Below are 24,176 nucleotides of genomic sequence, written 5' to 3'. Positions count from 1 at the left end.
GGTTGCGGTGTAAACAATCGAGCCACCCTCGGCCACGGTATCGGTGGCGGTCACGCTGAGGGTGGTGGTGTCTGGTGTATCGGTAACCGAGGTTTCAGCTGGCTTGTCATTAATATCCAGCTTCTCGTAGTTACCACCGTCAGCCTTGGTAATGGTGGTGCTCAGGGAGCTGCCGCCTGCCAGTGCATCGTTAGGCGCGGTGAAGTTCACGGTGCCGGAAGACTCACCAACTGGAATGGTGATGGTCTGGCCATTGGACAGGGTTACCACCACCGGCGAGCCGGTAACTGGTGCAGACACCGAAGCGGTGTAAACCACGATGCCGCCTTCAGCGACGCTCGGCGTAGCGGTCAGGCTGACAGTCGACGTATCGATAGTGTCAGTGACATCAGTGACGGCCGGCGCTGGATTGGTCTCCAGATTCTCGAAGTTGCCGCCATCGGCCTTGGTGATGGTGACTTCAACCTTGCCGGCGTCCTTATAGACGTCATCCGCTGGAGCCGCGACGGTAGCGGTGCCGGAAGTGGCGCCCGCAGCGATGGTGATCACCGCACCGTTGGACAGGGTCACGGTGACTGGAGTACCGGCCGGATTGGTCAGGGTGGCGGTGTAGACGATGGAACCGCCTTCGGCCACGGTGCCGGTGGCCGACAGGCTCAGGCCGGTATCGTCGATGCTGTCGGTAACGGTGGTTACCGCCTTGTCGGTGCTGGGCACCAGGTTTTCGAAATTACCGCCGTCAGCCTTGGTGATGCCGACTTCGATGGTGCCGCCATTCTTGTAGACGTCATTGGCCGGTGCCGCAACATCAACCGAACCGCTGGACTTGCCCGCTTCAATGGTGATCACCGAGCCGTTGGACAAGGTGATGGTCACTGGCGTCTGTGCCGGGTTGGTGAGGGTGGCGGTGTAGGTGATCTGCCCGCCCTCGGTGACGCTGGTGTCCGCGGTCAGGCTGACTGTGGTGGTATCGATGGTGTCGGTGACTTGGGTCACCGCGGGGGTCGGGTTGACCGTTACCAGCAGGCCGCTGCCGCCTGTGGTGCCGGTCACGCTGACGCTGATCTGGCCCGGGTCGATATAGACGTTGTCGTGGGGCGCCAGTGGCACCTGCACGCTACCGGTGGTTTGCCCGGCGCTGATCACGATCACCGCGCCATTGGACAGGGTGACGGTCAGGTCGGTCAGTGGCGCCTGGGTCAGGGTGGCGGTGTACACCAGGGTGCCACCAGCCTCGGTGATGGTCGGAGTCGCGCCCAGGGTCAGGGTGGCCGGCCGCAGCGAATCACTGCCGCTGCCGTTGCCATTGGCCAGGCCGCCATTGTTGGCCAGACCGCCAACGGTGTTGTCCTGAGCCGCGTTGGCCAGGCCCAGGCCGGCGGTAGGGAAGCCGATGATCGGGTCGACCCGGCCGGCAGTCTCTTCCAACTGGACAAAACTGTGGCCACCACCAGCCGCGCCGCCACTACCTGCGGCGCTCGGGCCGGCTGCGGTGGCTTCCAGATCGGTGGTCGGGTCGGCACCAGCGGCGATTGCCTGCTGCAGCTCTGCCACCGAGGGGGCGGCTTGCGCGCTGGCCTGCGCCAGGTCGGTGCCGGAATCCGGCGCGGCGCCGCTCCACTGGGTGTCACGGCCAAGATCGAGCGTGCGCCCGTCGGTCAATTCCAGGGTGACGGCACCGGCCGGGCCGGTATCGACCTGGTCACCCACGAACAGGCGGTCGCCTTCGATGAGTACGCGCCGGATTCCTTCCGGGGAAACTACGAAAACCTGACCGACAATGCTTTTGACGATGGCAACAACACTGCTCATTGGGGACTCTCCGATGTACCGCTTAGTCGACTTCCATGTACCGGCTTGGGCTCGGGCCGCAACTCAGTCAGGAGGCACATTGCTGTGTAATTGAAAACGGGTATTTGACAGTATAGCCGTCAATATTTTGGCTGGATTTTTTCGAGATTAACTTTATGCCAAACTATTGACCTTATGGGTGCCATCCTAAACAATCGCTGAATTAATGTCACATTGATATTCATGCAGTAACCTGACTTGAAGTATGTGAACCAGTTCTTAGTTTGAACTTTCCGACGGACGGTCATTGATGGTTGTAATCATTCAATGTGGCGCCACGTTTTGACGTGTTTCTGGACAAGCTGTCCGAGGGAAATTTCTATCATGCGTTTTCACCTGTTAAAGGCCCTGCCATTCGCCTTCGCCGCGAGTTTCGTGCAGGCACAAACACTCCCCGAAGCCATGCAGAAAGCACTGGATGTGCACCCGGAAATTCAAGCCGGGGTCAACAGCCGTCTAGCCGCTGACTATCAGCTCAAAGCCGCCAAAGGTGGCTATCTGCCACGTGTCGATATGCTTGCCGGCTATGGCCGTGAGGGCACCGATAACCCTAGTACTCGTGCGGGTACTGGCAGCAATCACTGGGAAACGTTGAATCGCGGAGAGTCAAGTTTACGTCTCCAACAGATGGTTTTTGACGGTTTTGCCACCTCTAGTGAAGTGGGGCGTCAACAAGCCACCGTCAATTCCCGGGCGTACTCCCTTCTTGGCACTTCCGAGCGCACGGGCCTGACCGTGGCGCAGGTCTATCTGGACGTGTTGACCCGTCGTCAGTTCGTGCAACTGGCGGAAGACAACCTGCGCAACCACGAGCGCATCTACGATCAGATCAAGCTGCGCACCCAGCGTGGTGTGGGTAGCGGCGCCGACCTTGACCAGGCCGAAGCGCGTATGGCCCAGGCCCGCAACAACCTGATCACCGAGCAGACCAACCTGGCCGACTCCCAGACCAACTACCTGAGCGCGGTAGGGCAGATGCCGGATCAGCTGGAGCGTCCTGCCAGCTTTATGGCGATGATGCCGGCCAACCTCGATGAAGCACGCCGTCAGATGCTGGAAAACAGCCCGATCCTGCGTTCCGCGGAATCCGACATCGTGGCTGCCGAGAAGCAGTACGACGCCGCCAAATCGGCGTTCTACCCACGTTTCGATGCGGAGCTGGGCCGTACCGCAGACAACGACCTGGACGGCCAGAACGGCCACAACAATGAATGGCAGGCCATGCTGCGCATGCGCTTCAACCTGTTCGCCGGCGGCAGCAACAAGGCCGACCTTGAGTCCAAGGCCTATCAATCCAACCAGGCGCTGGATATCCGCAACAACGCCCTGCGGGTCTTGAACGAGGAACTGGGCCTGGCCTGGAACGCCTTGAACAACGCCAACGCCCAGGTACCGATCGCTCAGCAATATGTGGATCACAGCACCGCCGTGCGCACCGCCTACCAGAAGCAATTCAGCCTCGGCGAGCGCACCCTGCTGGACTTGCTCGACAGCGAAAACGAGTTGTTCACTGCTTCCCGGCGTTTGGCCGAGATCAAGAACATTCAGTTATTTACTCAGTATCGAATCAAGGCGACCATGGGCGAGTTGCTCAAGAGCCAGGGAGTGGTCGCACCTATGGCTTCCGTCGTGCAGAACGATGCGAAGCCCAAGGTCCAGCTGCCTGGGATGAATTGAGCTATTTTCATCCAACAGCCAGCCAAGAGTGTCCAGCGTGGAATCAGAAGCCAGTCGAGCGCAATTTAGTCATGATCCACGCGGTATGCATGACGACCCCTTGCTGGATGGATTGCTGACCCTCTGCTTCCTGCATCAAAAGCCCGCCAGTGCGGCAATGCTGACCACCGGTCTGCCATTGCCGTCCCAGCGCCTGAGCGCCGAGTTGCTGCCCCGCGCGGCAGCTCGGGCCGGGCTGCAGGGGCGTGTGCTGCGTCGCAAGCTCGAGCAGATTCCGACCATCGCCATGCCCGCCCTGTTGTTGCTCAAGAACGGTCGCAGTGCCGTGCTCCTGGGCTGGCAAGGTGAAGACCAGGCGCGCCTGCTGCTCAGCGAAAGCGACGGCGGCGAAGTCTGCGTCGATCGCCAACTGGTGGCCGACGACTACAGCGGGCAGGTGTTCTTCGCCCAGCCCCAGCACAAGTTCGACGTCAATCACGGTTCGCTGATTCCCCGGGCCCGCTCCTGGTTCCGCGACACCCTCAAGCGCTCGCGCTGGCTGTATGCCGACGCCATCGCCGCCAGCCTGTTGATCAACATCATCGCCATGGCCGCGCCGCTGTTCGTGATGAACGTCTATGACCGGGTGGTGCCCAACCAGGCCACGTCGACCCTGTGGGTGTTGTCCATCGGCATCATGGGCGCCTATATCTTCGACCTGATCCTCAAGAGCCTGCGCAGCCTCTGTTTGGACCTGGCGGGGAAAAAGACCGACCTGATCATTTCCGCCACGCTGTTCGAGCGCATCGTCGGCATGGCCATGAAGTACCGCCCGGCCCGGGTCGGCAGCTTCGCCCAGAACATCCATGAGTTTCAGAGCCTGCGGGACTTCCTCGCGTCCCTGACCCTCACCAGCCTCATCGACTTGCCCTTCACCCTGCTGATCTTTCTGGTGATCGCCATCCTCGGCGGCCATCTGGTGTGGATCCCGGTGCTGGCCTTCCCCATCGCTCTGGGCATCGGCTACGCCTTGCAGAAGCCCCTGGTGGCGACCATGGAAAAAACCATGGCCCTGGGCGCCGAACGCCAGTCGAGCCTGATCGAAACCCTGGCCGGGCTGGACGCCGTGAAGGTCAACAACGCCGAGAGCGAGCGTCAGTACCAGTGGGAGCAGACCATCGGCACCCTCAGCCGTCTGGAGCTGCGGGTGAAGATGCTCTCCAGCCTGGCGATGAACATCACCCTGCTGATCCAGCAGCTGGCCGGGGTGACCATGATCATCTTCGGTGTGTACCAGATCATCGACGGCAACCTCAGCATGGGCGGCCTGATCGCCTGCTACATGCTCAGCGGCCGGGCCCTCAGCCCGCTGGCTTCGCTGTCCGGCTTGCTGACCCGTTACCAGCAGGCGCGCGTCACCATGACCTCGGTGGACCAGATGATGGAGCTGCCCCAGGAGCGCAATTTCGACGAGCGCCCCCTGAGCCGCAGCGTGCTGCAGGGCGCCATCGAATGCCGGCTGCTGAATTTCACCTACCCGGGGCAGCAGAACCCGGCGCTGAAGAACATCAACCTGGTGATCAAGCCGGGCGAGAAGGTCGGCATCATCGGCCGCAGCGGCTCCGGCAAGAGCTCCCTGGCCAAGTTGCTGGTGGGGCTCTACCAACCGGAATCCGGGGCCTTGCTGGTGGATGGCGTGGACATTCGCCAGATCGACGTCAGCGAGCTGCGCCACAACATTGGCTACGTGCCCCAGGACATCCAGCTGCTGGCGGGCACCCTGCGTGACAACCTGACCTCCGGCGCCCGTTACGTCGAAGACGAACTGGTGCTGCAAGCCGCCGAACTGGCGGGGGTGCATGAGTTCGCCCGGTTGCACCCGCAAGGCTATGAATTGCAGGTCGGCGAACGCGGGCAGAACCTCTCCGGCGGCCAGCGCCAGAACGTCGCCCTGGCCCGTGCCCTGTTGCTCAACCCACAGATCCTGCTGCTCGACGAGCCCACCAGCGCCATGGACAACACCGGTGAAGAGCGTCTGAAACAGCGCCTGGAAGCAGTGGTGCAGAACAAGACCGTGGTCCTGGTCACTCACCGGGCATCGTTGTTGTCGCTGGTGGACCGGCTGTTGGTGGTGGACCGTGGACAGATCCTGGCCGATGGGCCGAAAGCGGTGGTGATGGAAGCGTTGAAGAAGGGGCAGATCAGTGTTGCTTAAGTCGGGATTCAAGGACTCGATCCGCCGCTATTTCAAAGGCAGCGATTCCCTCAAGGGGCAGCCGCTGCCGGAAGTCAACAAGGCCCTGATCGAGGATGCGCCACGGGTCATTCGCCTGACCATCTGGGGCATCATCGCGTTTTTCCTGTTCCTGATGCTGTGGGCCAACTTCGCGGTCATCGATGAAGTGACCAAGGGCGAGGGCAAGGCCATTCCTTCGTCCAAGGTGCAGAAGATCCAGAACCTGGAGGGCGGGATCGTCTCCGAGCTGTACGTCAAGGAAGGTCAGGTGGTGGAGGCCGGTGCGCCGCTGATTCGCCTGGACGACACGCGCTTCCAGTCCAACGTCGGCGAGACCGAGACCGTGCGCCTGTCCATGCTGCTGCGGGTCGAGCGCCTGAGCGCCGAGGTGGATGAGCGCGAACTGAGCTTCCCCGCGGACGCGGTCAAGGAAGCGCCGGGCCAGGCGGCCAGCGAAAGGTCCCTGTACCAGAGCCGTCGCCAGCAACTGCATGACGAGATCGGCGGCCTTCAGGAACAGCTGATCCAGAAGCAGCAGGAACTGCGCGAGTTCACTTCCAAGCAGGCCCAGTACCGCCAGCAACTGGGCTTGCAGCGTCAGGAAATTGCCATGTCCGAGCCCCTGGTGGCCCAGGGCGCGGTGTCGCCGGTGGAAGTGCTGCGGCTCAAGCGCGCCGAAGTGGAAACCCGAGGCCAGCTGGACGCCACCACCCTGGCGATTCCCCGCGCCGAATCGGCGATCAAGGAAGTGCAGCGCAAGATCGATGAAACCCGCGGCAAGTTCCGCAGCGAGGCCCTCACCCAGCTCAACGAGGCACGCACCGAGCTGAACAAGGCCAGCGCCACCGGCAAGGCCCTGGAAGACCGGGTCAGCCGGACCCTGGTGACCTCGCCGGTGCGCGGTATCGTCAAGCAGCTGATGGTCAACACCATCGGCGGGGTGATCCAGCCGGGCAGCGACATGGTGGAAATCGTGCCGCTGAACGACACCCTGCTGGTGGAAGCCAAGATCCGTCCCCAGGACATCGCCTTCCTGCACCCGGGGCAGGAAGCGGTGGTCAAGTTCAGCGCCTATGACTACACCATCTATGGCGGCCTCAAGGCCCGCCTCGAACAGATCGGCGCCGACACCATCACCGACGAAGACAAGAAGACCACCTACTACATGATCAAGCTGCGCACCGACCGCAGCCACCTGGGCACCGATGAAAAACCGCTGCTGATCATCCCCGGGATGGTGGCCTCGGTGGACATCATCACCGGCAAGAAAAGCATCCTCAGCTACCTGCTCAAGCCGATCATCCGCGCCCGCGCCGAAGCCCTGCACGAGCGCTGATGCCACCTGCCGGGGCGGGCTTGCCAGCGAAGACGGCCGTGAGACCGCCTTCGCTGGCAAGCCGCTTTTATGGGTGCTAGCGGTTTCCCGGGCAAGGATTGATCTCCCGCATTTTTCTGAACGACAAGCCTGCTAGCATTGCGTGTGGATCAATCCTGCCCCATCACGAGTGCTCAGCATGCAACTTCCGGACATGAACCTTCTGGTGGCCCTCGACGCCCTGCTCGACGAGGGCAGCGTGGTCGGCGCCGCGCGGCGCATGAACCTCAGCCCCGCGGCCATGAGCCGGACCCTGACGCGAATCCGCGACGCCCTTGGCGACCCAGTGCTGGTGCGCGCCGGGCGCGGCCTGGTGCCCACCCCCAAGGCGCTGGAGCTGCGCAGCCAGGTGCGTGATCTGGTGGAGCAGGCGGCGCTGCTGTTCCGCTCGGCAGATCAGGTCGACCTGCTTTCGTTGCGACGGCGCTTCAATGTGCGCGCCAATGACTTTTTCGTCGGTGTCTACGGCGGGCGCCTGATCGATACGCTGGAGCGTCAGGCGCCGTTGTGCGAACTGCGTTTCGTGCCTGAAGGCGACGGCGACGACGAGGCCCTGCGGGAAGGGCGGATCGATCTGCGGATCAGCAACACCCGGCCGCTGACCCCGGAAGTGAAGGTGCAGAACCTGTTCACCACCGCCTTTGTCGGCCTGGTGCGCGAGGATCATCCGTTGCTCGACGAAGAAATCACGGCCGAGCGATTTGCCGCGTTTCCCCATATCAGCATGTCGCGCCGCGGCATTGCCCGCGGGCCGATCGACGCGGCCCTGGCGGAGCAGGGCCTGGAGCGGCGGGTGTCGCTGATTGCCCCGAGCTTTCACGCCGCGATGTTCATGCTGCCGGATTCGGACCTGATTCTGCCGGTGCCCCAGGAAACCCTGCTCAGCGTCTCGCGCCTGGGCTTGCGCTTGCGCTCGTTCGTGCTGCCGATTTCTCTGCCGACCCTGGTCCTGACCCAGGCCTGGCACCCGCGCTACGACAAGGACCCGGCGCACAAATGGTTCCGTGAAACCCTGCGCAGCTCCTGCCAGGCCACCTGGCAGGAAGCCCAGCCTGCCGCCCTGTAGCCGCCGGCTTGCCGGCGAATGCGCTCTTGGAGCCGCCTTCGCTGGTCAGCCAGCGACTGCGATCAACCGGTCGGATCGTTGCGTTTGACACACTTATAAACTGTCGATAAGTCAGTTTTCGTCAGCATTGGCTGTTCATAAACTGCTCTGGTTTTCTTGTCTGGAGCAGTATTTCCATGAGTTCCCTCGCTGTCGCTGCGCCTGCTTCGGTTGAAGCCGCCAGCAAGCCGGCAGCCCTTGCGCCGCCGGTGTTCGGGCCGCGGATCATCATCGGCCTGGTGGGTGTGCTGCTGGCGGTGCTGGTCTCCGGTCTCAACGAGATGGTGACCAAGATCGCCCTGGCGGATATTCGCGGTGCGCTGTTTATCGGCTTCGACGAAGGCACCTGGCTGGTGGCCTGCTACACCGCCACTTCGGTGGCAGCCATGGCCTTTGCGCCCTGGTGCTCGGTGACCTTTTCCCTGCGCCGTTTCACCCTCTGTGCGATTGCGCTGTTCACCCTGCTGGGGGTGCTGTGTCCCTTCGCCCCGAACTACGAAAGCCTGTTGCTGCTGCGCACCCTGCAAGGCCTGGCCGGTGGCGCGCTGCCGCCGATGCTGATGACCGTGGCCCTGCGTTTCCTGCCGGCCAACGTCAAGCTCTACGGCCTGGCGGGCTACGCCCTGACCGCCACCTTCGGCCCCAGCCTGGGCACGCCCCTGGCGGCACTCTGGACCGAATACGTGGGTTGGCAGTGGGCGTTCTGGCAGGTGGTGGCGCCCTGCCTGCTGGCGATGGCGGCGGTGGCTTACGGCTTGCCCCAGGACCCGTTGCGCCTGGAGCGTTTCAAGCCGTTCAACTGGCGCGGCCTGCTGCTGGGCTTCCCGGCGATCTGCATGCTGGTGATCGGTATCCTCCAGGGCAACCGCCTGAACTGGTTCCACTCGCCGCTGATCAGTGTGCTGCTGGGGGGCGGGCTGGTGTTGCTGGTGCTGTTTCTGATCAACGAATGGTCGCAGCCGATCCCGTTCTTCAAGCTGCAGATGCTCGGCATCCGCAACCTGTCCTTCGCCTTGCTGACCCTGGCCGGAGTGCTGGTGGTGCTGACCGCGGTGATCATCATCCCCTCCGCCTACCTGGCCCAGGTCCAGGGCTACCGGCCGTTGCAGACCGCGCCGGTGATGCTGGTCATGGCCCTGCCGCAATTGCTGGCCCTGCCCCTGGTGGCGGCCCTGTGCAACCTGCGCTGGGTGGATTGCCGCTGGGTGCTGGGGATCGGCCTGGGCATGCTGGTGCTGTCCTGCCTGGGCGGCACGCACCTGACCTCGGCCTGGATCCGTGATGATTTCTATGTGCTGCAACTGCTGCAGATCTTCGGCCAGCCGATGGCGGTGCTGCCGTTGCTGATGCTCTCCACCGGCAGCATCACCCCGCTGGAAGGGCCTTTTGCCTCGGCCTGGTTCAACACCGTGAAGGGCCTGGCGGCGGTGATCGCCACCGGGGTGCTGGATGTCCTGACCACCCACCGCCTGCATTTCCACTCGACGATGCTGGTGGACAGCCTGGGCAACTCGCCGCTGGTGGACGACCGGGTGGCGGGGCTGGCCCAGCGCCTGCACCAGCAGGCCGTGGTGCTGACCTCGGCCGATCTGTATTTCTGCATGGCAGGGCTGGCCGCTGCGCTGATCCTGCTGATTTTCTGGCTGCCGACGCGGATCTATCCACCGCGGGCGCCCACTTGAACGAGAAGGTTTTTATGACGATCCAGAGCAAAGATAAAATCGCCGTCGCCGTGGCGACGGCGGCCGTCCTTGGCGTGCTGGCGTACCTGGTGGCGCCGGGCCTGTTCGGCCGCGCCAGCGAACAGAGCACCAATGATGCCTTCATCGCCGCTGACTACACCCTGGTCGCTCCGCGGGTGTCGGGTTTCATCAAGGAGGTGCTGGTGGAGGACAACCAGCAGGTCAAGGCCGGGCAACTGCTGGCGCTGATCGACGACCGCGACCTGCGAGCCGCAGCCCAGGCGGCGGATGCCGAAACCCTGGTGGCCAAGGCGCAACTGCAGAACGCCCGAGCGACCCTGGACCGGCAGGGCTCGGTGATTGCCCAGGCCCAGGCGGCCTTGAGCGCGGCCCAGGCCGAGCACGCCTTTGCCGAGCATGAGCTGAATCGCTACAACCACCTGGCCGGGGTCGGCGCCGGCACGGTGCAGAATGCCCAGCAAGCCAAGACCCGCATCGACCAGGCCAGTGCTCGCTTGGCCACCGCCACCGCGGCACTGGCGGCCGAGCGCAAGCAGGTGGAGATTCTCACCGCCCAGCGCGACGCCGCCGAAGGTGGCCTGAAGCGGGCCCAGGCGGCCCTGGAAATGGCCAGCTACGAGCTGTCCTACACACGCATCGTGGCGCCGGTGGACGGCATGGTCGGCGAGCGCGCGGTACGGGTCGGTGCCTATGTCACCCCGGGCAGCAAGATCCTCGCCGTGGTGCCGTTGCAGCAGGCCTATGTGCTGGCCAACTTCCAGGAAACCCAGCTCACCGCCATGCAGGCCGGGCAAACGGTTGAGGTGCGGGTCGACAGCCTGGGCGGCGAGACCCTGCGCGGCCGGGTCGAGAGCCTGGCCCCGGCCACGGGCGTGACCTTCGCCGCGGTGAAACCGGACAACGCCACCGGCAACTTCACCAAGGTGGTGCAGCGCATTCCGGTGAAGATTCTCCTGGAGCCCAACCAGCCGATGGCCGAGCGCCTGCGGGTCGGCATGTCGGTGGAGGCCAGTGTCGACACCCACAGCTCGGCCACCAGCGCCCGCGAGGTGACCCAGCGATGAGTAGCGTACGCCATATGTACAGACGCTCTACGGGGCGAGGGCGCTTGCTCCCGCCGGGTTGCGCAGCAACCCCGGAACCCTCCGACGCCGTTGCCCCCGCCACTCGCGAAGGCCGCTTTGCGAGTGCTGCGCACTCGAGCGGGAGCAAGCTCCCTCGCCACGGGGGCCGTGCATTGTTGGCGCTGAGTGTGCTGGCATTGGCCGCCTGCAACGTCGGCCCGGATTTCCAGCGGCCCCGGGCGACCCAGGTCCAGGCCTGGTCGGCGCCTGCAACGGCCGCCGCCAGCCGGGCGGTGGACAGCGTCATGCAGGAGCGCTGGTGGGAGGTGTTCAACGATCCGCAATTGTCGGCCCTGAGTCGTCGAGCCCTGAGCGACAACCTCGACCTGCAACTGGCCACCAGCCGCTTGCAGCAGAGCCGGGCGGCGCGCCAGGTGATCACCGCCGAGCGCTACCCGAGCACCTCGGCCAACGGGGGCTACGCGCGCAAACGCAACAGCGCCGAAGGCCTGAACGACCCTTCGGGGAACAACGGCAAGTCGGCCTTCAACCTCTGGGACGCGGGTTTTTCCGCGGCCTGGGAGCTGGATGTGTGGGGCCGGGTACGGCGTGAAACCGAGGCCGCCGACGCGACCCTGGAAGTGGCGGAAAACGATCGACGCGGGGTGTTGCTGTCGGTGCTGGCGGAAACCGCCCAGGACTACATTCAGCTGCGCGGGGTGCAGAGCACCCTGGCGGTCACCGAGCAGAACCTGGACGTTGCCCGGCACAGCCTGAAGCTCTCGCAATTGCGCCTGGCCGACGGCGTGGCCACCGACCTCGATGTGGCCGAAGCCGCTGCCCAGGTCGCCACCATCGAGGCGCAACTGCCGTCGCTGCAACAGCGTCAGGCGCAGTTGATCAATGCCCTGAGCCTGCTGCTGGGCGAGCCGCCCCAGGCCCTGCACCAGCAACTGGCCAGTGCCGCCCCCGTGCCGCAACCGCCGTCCCAGGTGGCCATCGGCCTGCCTTCGCAACTGGCCGAGCGGCGCCCGGATATCCGTCAGGCCGAGGCGCGCCTGCATGCGGCCACGGCCAGCATCGGCGTGGCCAAGGGCGATTTCTACCCGCGCATTACCTTGTCCGGCAACTTCGGCTCCCAGGCCCTGCAACTGGCGGATTTCGGCAGCTGGAGCTCACGCCAGTTCGGCATCGGCCCGCAGTTCAGCCTGCCGCTGTTCGACGGCGGACGCTTGCGCGGCATGCTCCAGCTGCGTGAAGCCCAGCAGCAGGAAGCGGCACTGGCCTACCAGCAGACCGTGCTGCGGGCCTGGCATGAAATCGACGATCAATTGACCCGCTACAACACCAGCCAGTTGCGACGCGACAGCCTGGCCGAGGCGGTGCGGCAGAACCAGATCGCCCTGCGCACGGCCCAGCAGCAGTACGTTGAAGGCGTGGTGGATTTCGTCAACGTGCTGACGGTGCAGGGGGCCTTGCTGGCGACCCAGGAGCAACTGGTGGAAAGCTCGGCCGGGGTGTCCCTGGCCATGGTGGGCCTGTACAAGGCACTGGGCGGCGGCTGGGAGTCGGTTTATCCGTTGCAGGCTGCCAGCCAGGCACGCTGAAAAGCGTTTTGCCTGGATTGAGAAAAAAGTGTAATGATAATTGCTCTCAATCATGTGCGCAGTTTCATTCATGCCAGCCACCACCGACGCTAACGCCCAGCTCCATCATCTGTATCAGGATCATCACGGCTGGTTGCAGGGCTGGTTGCGCAAGCGCCTGGGCGACCGCGAGCATGCGGCGGATGTGGCGCAGGACACTTTCCTGCGCCTGCTGCTCTCGGGGCGCTTTCCCGGGCAGCAGGAAAGCCGCCGCTACCTGGCACAGATCGCGCGCAATCTGGTGGTCGACCAATGGCGACGCGCGCGCATCGAGCGCGCCTACCTGGACAGCATCGCCCACTTGCCGGAGCCGCAGACGCCTTCCCTGGAAAGCCGCGCGCTGATCCTCGAAACCCTGATGCAGATCGACGCCATGCTCGACCGCATGCCGGACAAGGTGCGCCAGGCCTTTGTCATGTCGCAGTTCGAAGGCCTGGGTTATGCGCAGATCGCCGAGCGCCTGGAGGTGTCCGTCAGCTCGGTGCAGAAGTACATGACCCGCGCGATCCAGGCCTGCTACCAGGTGCTCTACGCAGAATGAAACCCCATCAGGCCCCCATTGCCCCCAGCGTCGTCGCGCAAGCCAGCGAGTGGCTGATGCTGCATTGGGGCGGCGCCTTGAGCCCGCAGCAGCGCGCGGCCTTCGAGGCCTGGCAACAGGCCGATCCCGAGCACCTGCGGGCCTGGCAGCGCCTGCAGCAACTGCAACAGACCTTGCAGGGCGTACCGGAACACAGCGCCCATGTGCTGCTGGCCAAGGCTCCGGACCTGCAGCGCCGGGCTGCGCTGAAGCTGCTCGGCTTGCTGGTGGTGGCGGGCGGCAGTGGCTACCTGCTGCAAGGCAGCCAGCCCTGGCGCGCGACCTTTGCCGGAGAGCGCAGTGCCACCGGCGAAGTGCGCCACCTGACGCTGAGCGACGGCAGCCGCCTGGACCTCAACAGCGCCAGCGCCGTCGACCTGCTGTTCAGCGCCAGCGAGCGGCGGATTCGCCTGATCCAGGGCGAGATCCTGCTCACCAGCGGGCATGACGCCTCGCGGCCGCTGATCGTTGAAACCGCCGCCGGCGATATCCAGGCCCTGGGTACGCGCTTTGCCGTGCGCGAGCTGGAGGGCGGCACCCGGGTCGATCTTTACGAGGGCGCGTTGCGGGTCAGCCCGCGGCATGCCCAGGCCCTGCAACTGAATGCTGGCGAACGGCTGTGGTTCGACGCCCAGCGGGTCTCGCCCCGGCAAGTGGCCGAGGTCAATGCCAGCAGCTGGAGCGAGGGGCGGCTGATTGCCGAGCGCCAGCCCCTGGGGCAGTTCGTCGCCGAGCTGGCGCGCTATCGGCCGGGCGTGCTGCGTTGCGACGAGCAGGTCGCCGGGCTGCTGCTGACCGGGGTTTTCCCCCTGGCTGACACTGATGCGGTGCTTGCGGCCCTAGAGCATGCGTTGCCGGTGCGGGCCCACGCCGTGACCCGTTACTGGGTGACCCTCAAGCCGCGAGGCTGAATGCAAAAAATACCTGCCGGCACTTGTCGGTTCCGCCGAGCTGTTCGGGATACCCCATGAAAGCCGATCAAGACGCATTCTCATGGGGAGTTCAGGAATGCCTTACCAGACCGCTGCATCCATTTTGACCTTGGGCACCACCGCGCGACGCCGCGCCTTTGTCGCCCTGCTGGCGCTGGCGCCGGTGTTGCCGGGTATCGTCCAGGCCGACACGGGCAGCCAGAGCCAAGCCCGTGACTACCAAATTGCCCCCGGCCACCTCGATCAGGTGCTGAACCGCTTTGCCAGTGCGGCGGGGATTCTCCTGTCGGTGGATGCGAGCATGACCGCCGGCAAGCACAGCGCGGGCCTGCAAGGCCGCTACGACGTGGCGCAAGGGCTGCATCAGCTGCTCGCCGGGACCGGCCTGCAAGCGCAGCAGACTGGCGCCAGCTGGGGGCTGCGGCCTCTGGCCGAGAACGGCACGCTGGAACTGGGGGCGACCCGGATCGGTGCCGCGCAGGCGGATGAAAGTGCCTGGGGCGCGGTGCCGGGAATCGTCGCCAAGCGCAGCGCCACCGGCAGCAAGACCGACTCGGCGCTGGTGGAGATTCCGCAGACCGTCAACGTGATCGGCGCCAAGGAAATCAAGGCCCGTGGCGCCCAGAGCGTGACCGAGGCGCTGCTCTATACCCCGGGCATGACCGGCGGCGGCTTTTCCGACCGGGTGAAGATTTTCGACGAGCCCACCTCCCGTGGTTTTTCCCCGACGCCGATGTACCTCGATGGCCTGCATCTGCCCTATGGCGGCGGCAGCACTGGCGGTGCCCTGCAGATCGAGCCCTATGCCCTGGAGCGCATCGAAGTGCTCAAGGGCCCGGCCTCGGTGCTCTACGGGCAGAACCAGCCGGGCGGGATCGTCAACATGGTCAGCAAGCGGCCCACCGAAACCCCTTTGCATCAGCTGGTGCTGGAAGCCGGCAGCTATGACCACAAGAGCATCGCCCTGGACCTGGGCGGGCCGCTGGATGAGCAGGGGCAGTTCCTCTATCGCCTGACCGGGCTGGCCAGCGACAGCCAGGACGCCATCGACTACGTCGAGCGTCAGCGCCAGTTCATCGCCCCGAGCCTGACCTGGCGGCCCGATGACGACACCCAGCTGACGCTGTTCGCGCAGTTCCAGAAAGACAACGACGTGCCCGAGGCCCAGGGTCTGCCCAGCGTGGGCACGGTGTTCGCCAACCGCAACGGCAAGATCGACCGCGACCTGTTCCTCGGCGAGCCCGGGGTCAACGCCTACGACCGCGACCAGTTCGTCCTAGGCTACGAGTTGTCCCATCGCTTGAACGATGTCTGGACCCTGAAGCAGAACGCCCGCTACGCCGACGTCGATGACCGCTACCGCGCGCCGCTGCACGGCTACAAGTTCGTCAGCAATCCCAAGACCGGGCTCAACGACCAGCGCTACATGAGCCGCTACGGGGTCGACTGGAAGCAGCACAACAAGGTCTACGGCGTGGACAGCGTCGCCCAGGCCGAATTCGACACCGGGCCGTTCGGCCATACCCTGCTGGTAGGGCTGGACTACTACCACTTCAACTCGAAATTCCACGGCAAGTACGACTTCAACCCGCCGATCCTCGACATGTTCACCCCGACTTACGGTCAGTCGCTGAATTTCGGCAACCCTTACCAGTGGGACAACACCGTCATCCAGACCGGCCTGTACGTGCAGGACCAGATCAAGTACGAGAAGTGGGTGCTGGTGCTCGGCGGTCGCAACGACTGGGCGGAAACCGATAACAAGACGCCGCTCAATGGGGGGCATACCAACGCCAAGAGCCAGTCCTTCACCGGGCGCGGCGGGCTGGTGTACCTGTTCGACAACGGGCTGGCGCCCTTTGTCAGCTATTCGGAATCCTTCCTGCCCTTGAGTGGCACCAGTCTCGGCGGCAGCGCTTTCAAGCCATCCACGGGCAAGCAGTACGAAGTCGGGGTGAAGTTCCAGCCACCGGGCCAGGAGAGTTTCGTCCAGGTGTCGGCCTACCAGCTGGACCAGGAGAATATCCTGACCCCCGACCTGACCAGTCCCGCGCACAGCGTCCAGAGTGGCGCGGTGCGCTCCCGGGGGATCGAGCTGGAAGCCAAGGCCAGCCTGGGTGAATCGCTGGACGTCATTGCCTCGGCGTCGCGCAACGACATCAAGTACACCAAGGACAACGACGGGCGCGAAGGGCGTCATCCGGCGGGCATGCCGCCGTTGACTGCGTCGCTGTGGCTCAACTACACCCTTCTCGGCGACACCCCCCTGGCGGGCCTGGGCGCGGGCGTCGGCACCCGCTACGTCAAGGGCAGCTACGGCACCGATTACGAGGGCGCCTTCCAGATCCCGTCCTACACCGTGTACGACGCCAGCCTGACCTACGACCTGGAAAAATCGCCGTTGCAATGGAAGGGCGTGAAGTTGGCGTTGAACGTCAAGAACCTCACCGACAAGACCTACGTCGCCAACTGCACCACCATCTGGGACTGCTACTACGGCGAAGGCCGGACCATGGTGTCGAGCTTGACCTATGACTGGTAAGGGGGCGTCTGACTGACTCGTAGGTCCCTTGTTCGCTTTCGGCTGTTTTGGGAGCTGACTTGGCAGCGAAGGCGTCCGCTGGGCCGCCTTGCTCTTAAGGATTCTGCAAAAACACCACATAGCCCCTGAACCAGGGGCTGTCGCGCAGGGCCTGGGGTTCCTGCCAGTCGCCGCCCTGGATCAGGCCGACCTTGTAGGGCAGGCCCATGCGGTCCAGGCGCGGCAGGTAGGCGGCGTAGTTGGGAATGCTCTGGCGGCCCTGGTAGGTCTGCACCACCACTTCGTCCACCACGCCCTTGAGCTGGCCGATGGCTTGCGGGTCGGCGTTGCTGCCCCAGTCCATCAGGCCGGTGATGCTCAGGCGGTAGTGCGCGGGCAGGCGCTGGCGCAGGTCGCGGAGGAAATTGCCGTAGCGTTCGAGGTCGCGGGTGCTGCTGTCAAAGTCGATCTGGATGCCCACCACCGGGCTGCCCGTGGCCTGCCAGCGCTGCAACTGGCCGAACAGCTGGCGATACACCGGCTCCGTCCAGGCCAGGGTGTGGGCGCGGTAGACCACCCACACCTGTTCCTGGGGCAGGCGCGACACCGGCAGGCCTTGGGCAATGAGCTGGACGCCGCTGGCCGGATGGCGCCGCGAGCGGCTGACCTGGCCTTGGAGGATGTACAGGGTCTTGGCCCGGGCCAGCACTGGCTGGGTCTTGACCCCGCTCCACAGCCAGAAGGCGTCGTGGTCGGCGGCCTGCACTGGCGCCGCGCCGGCCGCCGGGGTGGCCCACCACAGCCAGAGCGGCAGCAGGCAGTAGCCCAGGGACTTCATCCTCACCAGTAGTAGCGCAATGACTGGCTCCATTGGGTATCTCCCAGCTTGGTCTTCAACTGACGGAACCAGGCCTTGCGTACGGCCGGTTCGACGCCGGCGCCGCCACAGTTGTTGTGGCCCGAGGAGGCATAGCAGTTGATGGCCCGGTACAAGGCGTAGGCCCGATCGTCACGGCTGGCCTTGGGGTTGTTGATCACCACCTGATAGCCGTCGAGCCGCGAGAACGGCTTGCCCGGGAACGCATCCGGGGTGCCGCCCAGGTTCTGGGCTGGTGGCGGGGTGTCCAGGGGCATGCGGTCGAAGCCGCTGAAGCGCATGAACTCGCCGAGGCAGATCAGCCCGGCCGGAGCCTTGGGATCACGCTGCAGGAGGGCGGCCGTCTCCACTAGGCTCGGGCAGCGGTAGTCGGGGGTTTCCGCTTCGGGCTGTGCGCCATTCCAGTGGAAATCCTGCAATGGCGGGGTACTGAGGTAGATGTAGCCCAGGCTGGCGGGAAGACTGGCGTCGGGCAGGGTGGGCGGCAGTTGCGCGTAGTCCTGGCCGAAGGCCGCGTACTGGCCGCGGGTCAGGTCCTTGTACAGCAGGATAAAGCGCGCGGCGTTGCGCTCTTCTGCCGAGTCGGCCTTCTGCGCCTGTTGGCGCAGCAGTTTGGGCGAGGCCACCTGGCGCAGGAGAATGGCGCGCACCTGGGCGGTCTTGATCGGCGAGTCGGCGGCGAACACCTTGTCCAGTTGGCCGCTGCGCTCGTAGGTGTAGGCCAGGGCCAGTTCCAGCTGTTCGCGTTGCAGCGGTTGCTGGGCCAGGGGCAGCAGTTGCAGCCACAGCGCCTCGGCGCCTTTCCAGTCCTGTTGAGCCTGCATTGCCAGGCCGCGCAAGGTCTGCTGGCTGAAACTCAGGTAGTCCAGGTGCGCCGGCAACTGGCTGGGCAGTTGCTTGAGCGCCGCGGCCGGTTGCTGCTCGACATACAGGCTGAAGGCGGCCTGCAGATAATCGAACAGTGCCGGTTGCCCTTCGAACAGGGCTTTTTGCTGTTGCAGGGCGTCGCGGGTCAATGCCGCCGGCGTGGCGCCGCGCATGTGCATCAGGTCCTTGACCGCCAGCAGCAGCGGGGCCTTGAAGTTGTCTTCGGGCAGGCTCAGCAGTTTGTAGTCGACTTCTTCCACCAGGTCTTCCAGACGCATGTTGCGCGGGGTGCCCGGCGCCTGGGTCAGTTGCCGGGCGTAGTCGTCGGCCAGGGCCGGGGTGTCGCCCGTCAGCCAGTGCACGCGCCGGATCAGGCCTTTGGCGGACACGGCGTAACGGCCCTGTGGATAAGCCTTCAGGTAGGCCTCGAAACCGGCGCCGGCCTGTTGCAGGAGGGGTTTATCCACATGCTCCAGATTGACCATGCTCCATTCATCGAAGGCGTTCTGCTGGGCCAGGTTGAGCGTGGTGCGCGGGCTCATGTAGGCCGCGGTTTCGGCCAGCCAGGGCTGGGGATTGTCCTTGAGCGCGGCAAAACCGTTGCCGGCTTCGCTGAAGCGGCCACTGTAGAAGTCGGCGGCGGCCTGCAGGTAGCTGGCGAACGCCTTGGCCGCCGCCGAGTTCAGGTTGCCCGGCAGCAGCTTGCTCATCTCGCTGGCGTTCCAGCTGCAACTGGCCAGCAGTTGCACCCGGGCTTCGGCCAGGGCCTGGCGTTCTTCCGGGCTCAGTGGCGCCTGGTTGAGCTGCTCGACAAAGGCCAGGGCGCTGGCGTCCGAGTTGCTGCGGCAACGGCTGCCTTCCCCGGAGAGAAAGCCGTCCCCGGCGGTTTCCTTGCTGTCGCGTCGCAGGCCCACGGCCTGCAGCAGGCTGTCGAGCTGCTCGGTGGCGGGCGAGGGGCCGGGCTTGGGTGGGTTGCCTGTGTCGGGGTCGAGTTCGGGGGCCGCCGGGTGCAGGCGATAGTGCATGAAGGGCACGGGACCGTAGCCCATGCCCAGGTCATCCTGGCTCAAGGGCCGAGGCGCCAGGGGCAGGCTGCCCTGGTCGGCCAGCAGCAGCCGCAGGTTGACCCGGCTGTCGTTGCCCGGGCTGAGAAAGGGCAGGTTGCTGCAACCGTCCAGCTGGTTGGCGTAGAGCTTCCAGGTCGGTGAGCAGATGTCGTCCGAGCTGGCTTGGGCTTGGCCGGCGCAGAGCGCCGCGAGGGCCAGGGTCAATGACGAGAGCAGAAACTGGCGCATGAATTGTCCTTAATTCTGAGAACCATGGGCGGGTCCCGAAGTGCGGAAAATCATACAGAAGCTGCAGCGTCTAACCTATGAGACAGAAGCAGGATTTCGACGTTTTTCAGCGCAGGCTACGCGCTTGAGAGGCCGCGCCGGATGAACCGCACAAGGCGCTGAAAAAGATGCTGGCCATGTGCTTGACGCGCTCTGAGGCTGTCGTAGACTCCGCCCATCCGACAGGGAGTAGCGGCTATGCGGCGTTTTCGTGGTGTGGTGTTTGGCTTGGGGTTGATCGGCGTGGCGTGTCTGGTCCAGGCACAAACGCCTGCAGCGCAGGATGACCCGCTACTCAACAGTCCGGCGGCCGAGGGGGCCGCCGCGACCCAGGCCCGGGGCGTGTTGCGGGCCCGGGACCAGGCGATGCTGGCCAGTGAACTCTCGGGGCGCATCGTCGATCTGCCCTTCAGCGAAGGCGAATCGTTCAACAAGGGGGATGTGCTGGCGCGTTTCGACTGCTCGGCCTATCAGGCCCAGTTGAATGCCGCCCAGGCCGCCAGCCGTGGCGCCGGCGAAGAGTTGGCCCATAACAAGCAACTGGCGGCCTTGAACTCCGTGGGCCGTTTTGAAGTGGCCCGTGCCGAAGCCAAGCTCAGCGAAACCCAGGCGCAATCCCAGGTCTATCAGGTGCAGATCAAGCGTTGCAGCGTGGTGGCGCCTTACGACGGCCAGGTGGTGCAGCGCAAGGTGCAGCGTTACGAAAGCGTGTCCGCCGGCGCGCCGTTGCTGGAGATCGTCGACAACCGCACCCTGGAGATTCACCTGCTGGTGCCCTCGCGCTGGATGGGCAAGCTCAAGGCCGGCCAGACCTTCAGTTTCACTCCCGATGAAACCGGCCGGCCGCTGCAGGCCACGGTCAAGCGCCTGGGCGCGCGGATCGATGAAGGCAGCCAGACCCTGCTGCTGGTGGCCAGCCTGCCCAAGGCCGATGGCCTGCTGGCAGGCATGAGCGGCACCGCGCATTTCGAGGCGCTGCCGTGAACGCACCTGCCGCCGGCGGGGTGGAGCGGGTCTTTGCCCAGTTTCTTGACCTTGAACGCCAGACCCGCGCCGCGGGCACCCTTGAACAGCTGGCCTACAGCCTGGTCAACGATGGCCAGGCGCTGTTCGGCTTTCGCCATGCCTGCCTGCTGATCGCCGGCAAGGTGCGGGCGGTGACCGGGGTCAGTGCAGTGGAGCCCAATGCGCCCTTCGTCGCCTTTGTCGAACAGGCCGTGGCCCAGCTGTTCAAGCTGGAGCGGGCGAAACCGGCGACGGTGGTGCCGATGGAAGCCTTCAGCGCCACGGTGCGCGAGGACTGGCAGAGCCTGTCCGCGCCCCAGGTGTTCTGGTTGCCCTTGCTGGACCGCCAGGACGAGGTTTTCGGCGGCCTGTGGCTGGCCCGGGACACGCCCTGGAGCCCTTCCGAACAAGTCCTGCTGGCGCAATTGGGCGACACCTACAGCCATGCCTGGTTGGCCTTGCAGCCTCGGCGCCCGTGGCGCTTGCGGCTCACCGGCAAGCGTCAGGCCCTGCTGGTGGCCCTGGTGCTGCTGGGGTTGCTGGTTCCGGTGCGCCAGTCGGTGCTGGCGCCAGCGGAAGTGGTGCCACTGGCCGGGCGGGTGGTGGCCGCGCCGCTGGACGGGGTGATTGCCGAGTTCCTGGTCAAGCCCAACCAGCCGGTGAAGAGCGGCGACCTGCTGGTGCGTTTCGAAGGCACCACCCTCAAGGCCCAGGCCGATGTCGCCCAGCGGGCGCTCGGGGTGGCCGAGGCCGAGCTCAAGGCCAATGCCCAGCGCGCCTTCGCCGATGCCGAGTCGAGTTCGAAGATCGACCTGCTGGCCGCCCGGGTCGAGCAGAAGCGCGCCGAGCGCGACTATGCCGCCGAGTTGCTCAAGCGCAGCGAAGTTCGCGCCGAGCGCGACGGTATCGCGGTGTTCGCCGACGCCGAGCGCTGGACCGGCAAGCCGGTGCAGACCGGCGAGCGGCTGATGGAAATCGCCGACCCGGCCCAGGCCGAGCTGCGCGTCGAGCTGGCGGTGGGCGATGCCATTGCCCTGGAGCCGGATGCCGAGGTCGCCCTGTTCCTTGATAGCGACCCGTTGCAACGTCATTCGGCGCGGCTGGAGCGGGTGGCCTACGAGGCGCAGTCGACACCGGCCGGGCAGTTGGTCTATCGACTGGACGCTGCGTTCACCGATTCACCGCCGCCGCGCATTGGCCTGCGAGGCACGGCCAAGCTGTTCGGCCAGCGCGCGCCGCTGGCGCTGTACCTGCTGCGCCGTCCCCTGGCCGGCCTGCGCCAGAGCGTGGGCCTGTAATGAGCCTGCCCAGCCTGCGCCCGGACCTGCAACTGACGCCGGCCGCCATGGCGCTGGACGGCTCGCCCCGCTGGACCCTGGCCGACCCGATACGCGGGCGCTACTTCAAGCTGGGGGCCCAGGCGATTCGTCTATTGCGCCACTGGTCGCTGGGCGATGTGACCCAGGTGCTCGAAGCCGCCAATCGCGAGCCGGGGCTGCCTCTGGGGGAGAGTGAAGTCGAGCAGTTGCTGGCCTTTCTGCGCAGCCACGACCTGATCGCCGCGATGGACCCGCAACAACGGGCCAGCTATGCCTGGAAAGCCGCCGCGGCGCGCCAGAGCCTGTGGCAGATGGCGCTGCATCAGTACCTGTTCTTCCGTATTCCGCTGTGGCGTCCGGACGCCTTTCTCAACCGCGCCTGGCCCTGGCTGCAGCGTTTCGGCCCTGGCCTGCTGCGCTATGGCTTGCCGGTGACGCTGGGGCTCGGGGTGTTTCTGGTCTCGCGGGACTGGCAGCGCTTCCTGGGGACCTTTCCCCACCTGTTCAGCCTGGGCGGCGCCATGGCCTTTGGCGTGGCACTGTTCTTCGCCAAGCTGTGCCACGAGTTCGGCCATGCCTTCATGGCCAAGCGCGCCGGCTGCCGGGTGCAGAGCATGGGCGTAGCCTTCATGGTCCTGTTGCCGCTGTTCTACACCGATGTCAGCGATGCCTGGCGGGTCAACGATCGCAAGGCCCGGCTGTTGATCGGCGCCGGCGGGGTCCTGGCCGAGATGCTCCTGGCCTGCATGGCCCTGCTGGCCTGGTCGCTGTTGCCCGATGGCGCGGCGCGCACCGCGGCGTTCATGCTGGCCAGCGCCACTTGGCTGACCACCCTGGCGGTCAACCTCAATCCGTTCATGCGCTTTGACGGCTACTTCCTGCTCAGCGACCTGTGGGAGGTGGACAACCTCCAGGGCCGGGCCTTTGCCCTGTGCCGCTGGCGCCTGCGCGAACTGCTGTTCGGCTATGGCGAGCCGGCCCCCGAGCCCTGGTCTCCGCGCATGCGCCGGCGCCTGCTGTGGTGGGGCTTCATGTCCTGGCTGTGGCGGGCCGCGCTGTTTTTCGGCATCGCTCTGGCGGTCTATCACCTGTTCTTCAAGTTGCTGGGGATCTTCCTGATGCTGGTGGAGTTGGGCTGGTTCATCTTTCTACCCATCGTCAAGGAGACGCGGGAATGGTGGTCGCGCCGGGAGCAGGCCCATACCCCGCGGGTTCTGCTCAGCGGCCTGGGCCTGCTGGCGCTGCTGTTGCTGGTGGCGCTGCCCTGGCGCAGCAGCGTGGAGGTGCCGGCGATGCTCGAAGCCGGGCGAGTCACGGCCCTGCATGCGCCGGCCGCTGCGCGGGTACGGCAGGTCAATGTGATCGACGGTCAGGCGGTGGAGCAGGGCGCGCTGCTGGTGGAGCTGGAGTCGCCGGACATCGACTCGCGCCTGTTGATCGTGCGGCGCGAGATCGAGGTCTTGCAGTTGCAGATGCGGCGCCAGGGCGGGCGCAGTGAAACCGCGGCGGACGTGGGCATTCTCGAACAGCGCCTGGCGGAAGCCGTGGCCGAGTACCGGGGCTTGCAGGCCCGGCGCGAGCGCCTGTTGCTGCGCGCCCCGCAGGCCGGCCAGGTGCGCGACCTGATGCCCAACCTGGTTGCCGGGCGCTGGGTTTCAAGCCGGGAGCCGCTGGCGCGGATCGTCGAGGGGGGCACCCGTTTGCGCGGTTATCTGGCCGAAGAGGATCTGTGGCGGGTGGCGCCGGGGGCCAGTGGCCGTTTTGTCGCTGACGATCCGATGCGTCCGGCCTGGCCCGTGGAATTGCTGGAAGTGGATGCCAACGGCGTGGCGGCCATCGATCAGGAGGCCCTGACTTCCGATCACCATGGGCCGATTGCCGTGCGGCGTGACGAAAACCGCCGCCCCGAGCCGGTGCAGGCGCAGTACGGGGTGCGTTTGCAACTGTTGCAGGAACAACCGGCGCCCAGCCATCCGATTCGCGGCGTGGCGGTGCTGCAAGGGCGCAGCGAGTCGTTGCTGGGCACGGCCTGGCGGCGCCTGGCGGCGCTGGGGGTACGCGAAAGCGGGTTCTAGTGGGATGGCCCGGGAGGCCGTGTCGATCGT

Annotated in this window: 16 protein-coding genes; 13 read left to right on the top strand and 3 right to left on the bottom strand. The window is 65.4% G+C overall.

Annotated features, from left to right (window positions below; all coding sequences use genetic code 11):
* On the bottom strand, positions 1 to 1,812 hold a 1,812-nt coding region (locus tag LXM55_RS30845), incomplete at its 3' end, for a retention module-containing protein (RefSeq protein ID WP_233323890.1).
* Between the two features lie 363 nt (positions 1,813 to 2,175).
* Between LXM55_RS30845 and LXM55_RS30840 the strand changes: the two genes are divergently transcribed.
* The 10 genes from LXM55_RS30840 to LXM55_RS30795 all read left to right on the top strand — a co-directional run bounded on the left by LXM55_RS30840 (position 2,176) and on the right by LXM55_RS30795 (position 16,690).
* Positions 2,176 to 3,528 carry a TolC family outer membrane protein gene (locus LXM55_RS30840; RefSeq protein ID WP_233323889.1) on the top strand — a complete coding sequence of 451 codons (1,353 nt, stop codon included), beginning with the start codon at positions 2,176 to 2,178 and terminating at the stop codon, positions 3,526 to 3,528.
* Between the two features lie 37 nt (positions 3,529 to 3,565).
* Positions 3,566 to 5,722, top strand: coding sequence for a type I secretion system permease/ATPase (locus LXM55_RS30835; protein ID WP_233323888.1), 2,157 nt, complete (start codon positions 3,566 to 3,568; stop codon positions 5,720 to 5,722).
* Entirely contained in the window at positions 5,712 to 7,079 is a 1,368-nt protein-coding gene (locus LXM55_RS30830; protein ID WP_233323887.1) for an HlyD family type I secretion periplasmic adaptor subunit, read from the top strand. Before LXM55_RS30835 ends, LXM55_RS30830 begins: the two co-directional genes overlap by 11 nt.
* A gap of 178 nt (positions 7,080 to 7,257) precedes the next feature.
* A complete protein-coding gene (locus tag LXM55_RS30825; protein ID WP_233323886.1) occupies positions 7,258 to 8,184 on the top strand; it encodes a LysR family transcriptional regulator in 927 nt (308 codons plus the stop codon).
* Between the two features lie 176 nt (positions 8,185 to 8,360).
* On the top strand, positions 8,361 to 9,905 hold the full coding sequence (locus LXM55_RS30820; protein ID WP_233323885.1) for an MFS transporter: 1,545 nt from the start codon (positions 8,361 to 8,363) through the stop codon (positions 9,903 to 9,905).
* A gap of 14 nt (positions 9,906 to 9,919) precedes the next feature.
* The gene (locus tag LXM55_RS30815) at positions 9,920 to 10,990 is read left to right on the top strand and encodes an HlyD family secretion protein (RefSeq protein WP_233323884.1); all 1,071 of its coding nucleotides are present in this window, start codon (positions 9,920 to 9,922) and stop codon (positions 10,988 to 10,990) included.
* A 14-nt stretch (positions 10,991 to 11,004) separates the two neighbouring features.
* Positions 11,005 to 12,597: an efflux transporter outer membrane subunit gene (locus tag LXM55_RS30810; protein ID WP_233323892.1), complete on the top strand. Its 1,593-nt coding sequence runs from the start codon at positions 11,005 to 11,007 to the stop codon at positions 12,595 to 12,597.
* 70 nt (positions 12,598 to 12,667) lie between these two features.
* Positions 12,668 to 13,177, top strand: a complete 510-nt coding sequence (locus LXM55_RS30805) for a sigma-70 family RNA polymerase sigma factor (RefSeq protein ID WP_233323883.1) — start codon at positions 12,668 to 12,670, stop codon at positions 13,175 to 13,177.
* Positions 13,174 to 14,127 carry a FecR domain-containing protein gene (locus LXM55_RS30800; protein WP_233323882.1) on the top strand — a complete coding sequence of 318 codons (954 nt, stop codon included), beginning with the start codon at positions 13,174 to 13,176 and terminating at the stop codon, positions 14,125 to 14,127. The genes LXM55_RS30805 and LXM55_RS30800 overlap by 4 nt, the downstream gene beginning before the upstream one ends.
* A gap of 97 nt (positions 14,128 to 14,224) precedes the next feature.
* The gene (locus tag LXM55_RS30795) at positions 14,225 to 16,690 is read left to right on the top strand and encodes a TonB-dependent siderophore receptor (RefSeq protein WP_233323881.1); all 2,466 of its coding nucleotides are present in this window, start codon (positions 14,225 to 14,227) and stop codon (positions 16,688 to 16,690) included.
* A 94-nt stretch (positions 16,691 to 16,784) separates the two neighbouring features.
* Here LXM55_RS30795 and LXM55_RS30790 read toward each other — a convergent pair whose 3' ends face one another.
* Both LXM55_RS30790 and LXM55_RS30785 read right to left on the bottom strand, forming a co-directional pair.
* Positions 16,785 to 17,540 (bottom strand): DUF3142 domain-containing protein, encoded by a 756-nt coding sequence (locus LXM55_RS30790; protein ID WP_233323880.1) that lies wholly within the window; start codon positions 17,538 to 17,540, stop codon positions 16,785 to 16,787.
* On the bottom strand, positions 17,510 to 19,708 hold the full coding sequence (locus LXM55_RS30785; RefSeq protein ID WP_233323879.1) for an outer membrane assembly lipoprotein YfiO: 2,199 nt from the start codon (positions 19,706 to 19,708) through the stop codon (positions 17,510 to 17,512). Before LXM55_RS30785 ends, LXM55_RS30790 begins: the two co-directional genes overlap by 31 nt.
* A gap of 237 nt (positions 19,709 to 19,945) precedes the next feature.
* On the opposite strand from LXM55_RS30785, the gene LXM55_RS30780 reads away from it, so the two are divergent.
* The 3 genes from LXM55_RS30780 to LXM55_RS30770 are packed head-to-tail and all read left to right on the top strand — an operon-like array spanning position 19,946 to position 24,146.
* Positions 19,946 to 20,731 carry an efflux RND transporter periplasmic adaptor subunit gene (locus LXM55_RS30780; RefSeq protein ID WP_233323878.1) on the top strand — a complete coding sequence of 262 codons (786 nt, stop codon included), beginning with the start codon at positions 19,946 to 19,948 and terminating at the stop codon, positions 20,729 to 20,731.
* Complete coding sequence (locus LXM55_RS30775; protein ID WP_233323877.1) at positions 20,728 to 22,050, top strand: efflux RND transporter periplasmic adaptor subunit; 1,323 nt, start codon at positions 20,728 to 20,730, stop codon at positions 22,048 to 22,050. Before LXM55_RS30780 ends, LXM55_RS30775 begins: the two co-directional genes overlap by 4 nt.
* A complete protein-coding gene (locus LXM55_RS30770; protein WP_233323876.1) occupies positions 22,050 to 24,146 on the top strand; it encodes an HlyD family efflux transporter periplasmic adaptor subunit in 2,097 nt (698 codons plus the stop codon). The genes LXM55_RS30775 and LXM55_RS30770 overlap by 1 nt, the downstream gene beginning before the upstream one ends.
* The last annotated feature ends 30 nt before the right edge of the window (positions 24,147 to 24,176 follow it).

The organism is Pseudomonas sp. Au-Pse12, from assembly GCF_021341665.1.
GTDB lineage: Bacteria > Pseudomonadota > Gammaproteobacteria > Pseudomonadales > Pseudomonadaceae > Aquipseudomonas.
The sequence above is the reverse complement of the archived record's forward strand: the minus strand, read 5'-3'. Positions and strand labels throughout refer to the sequence as shown.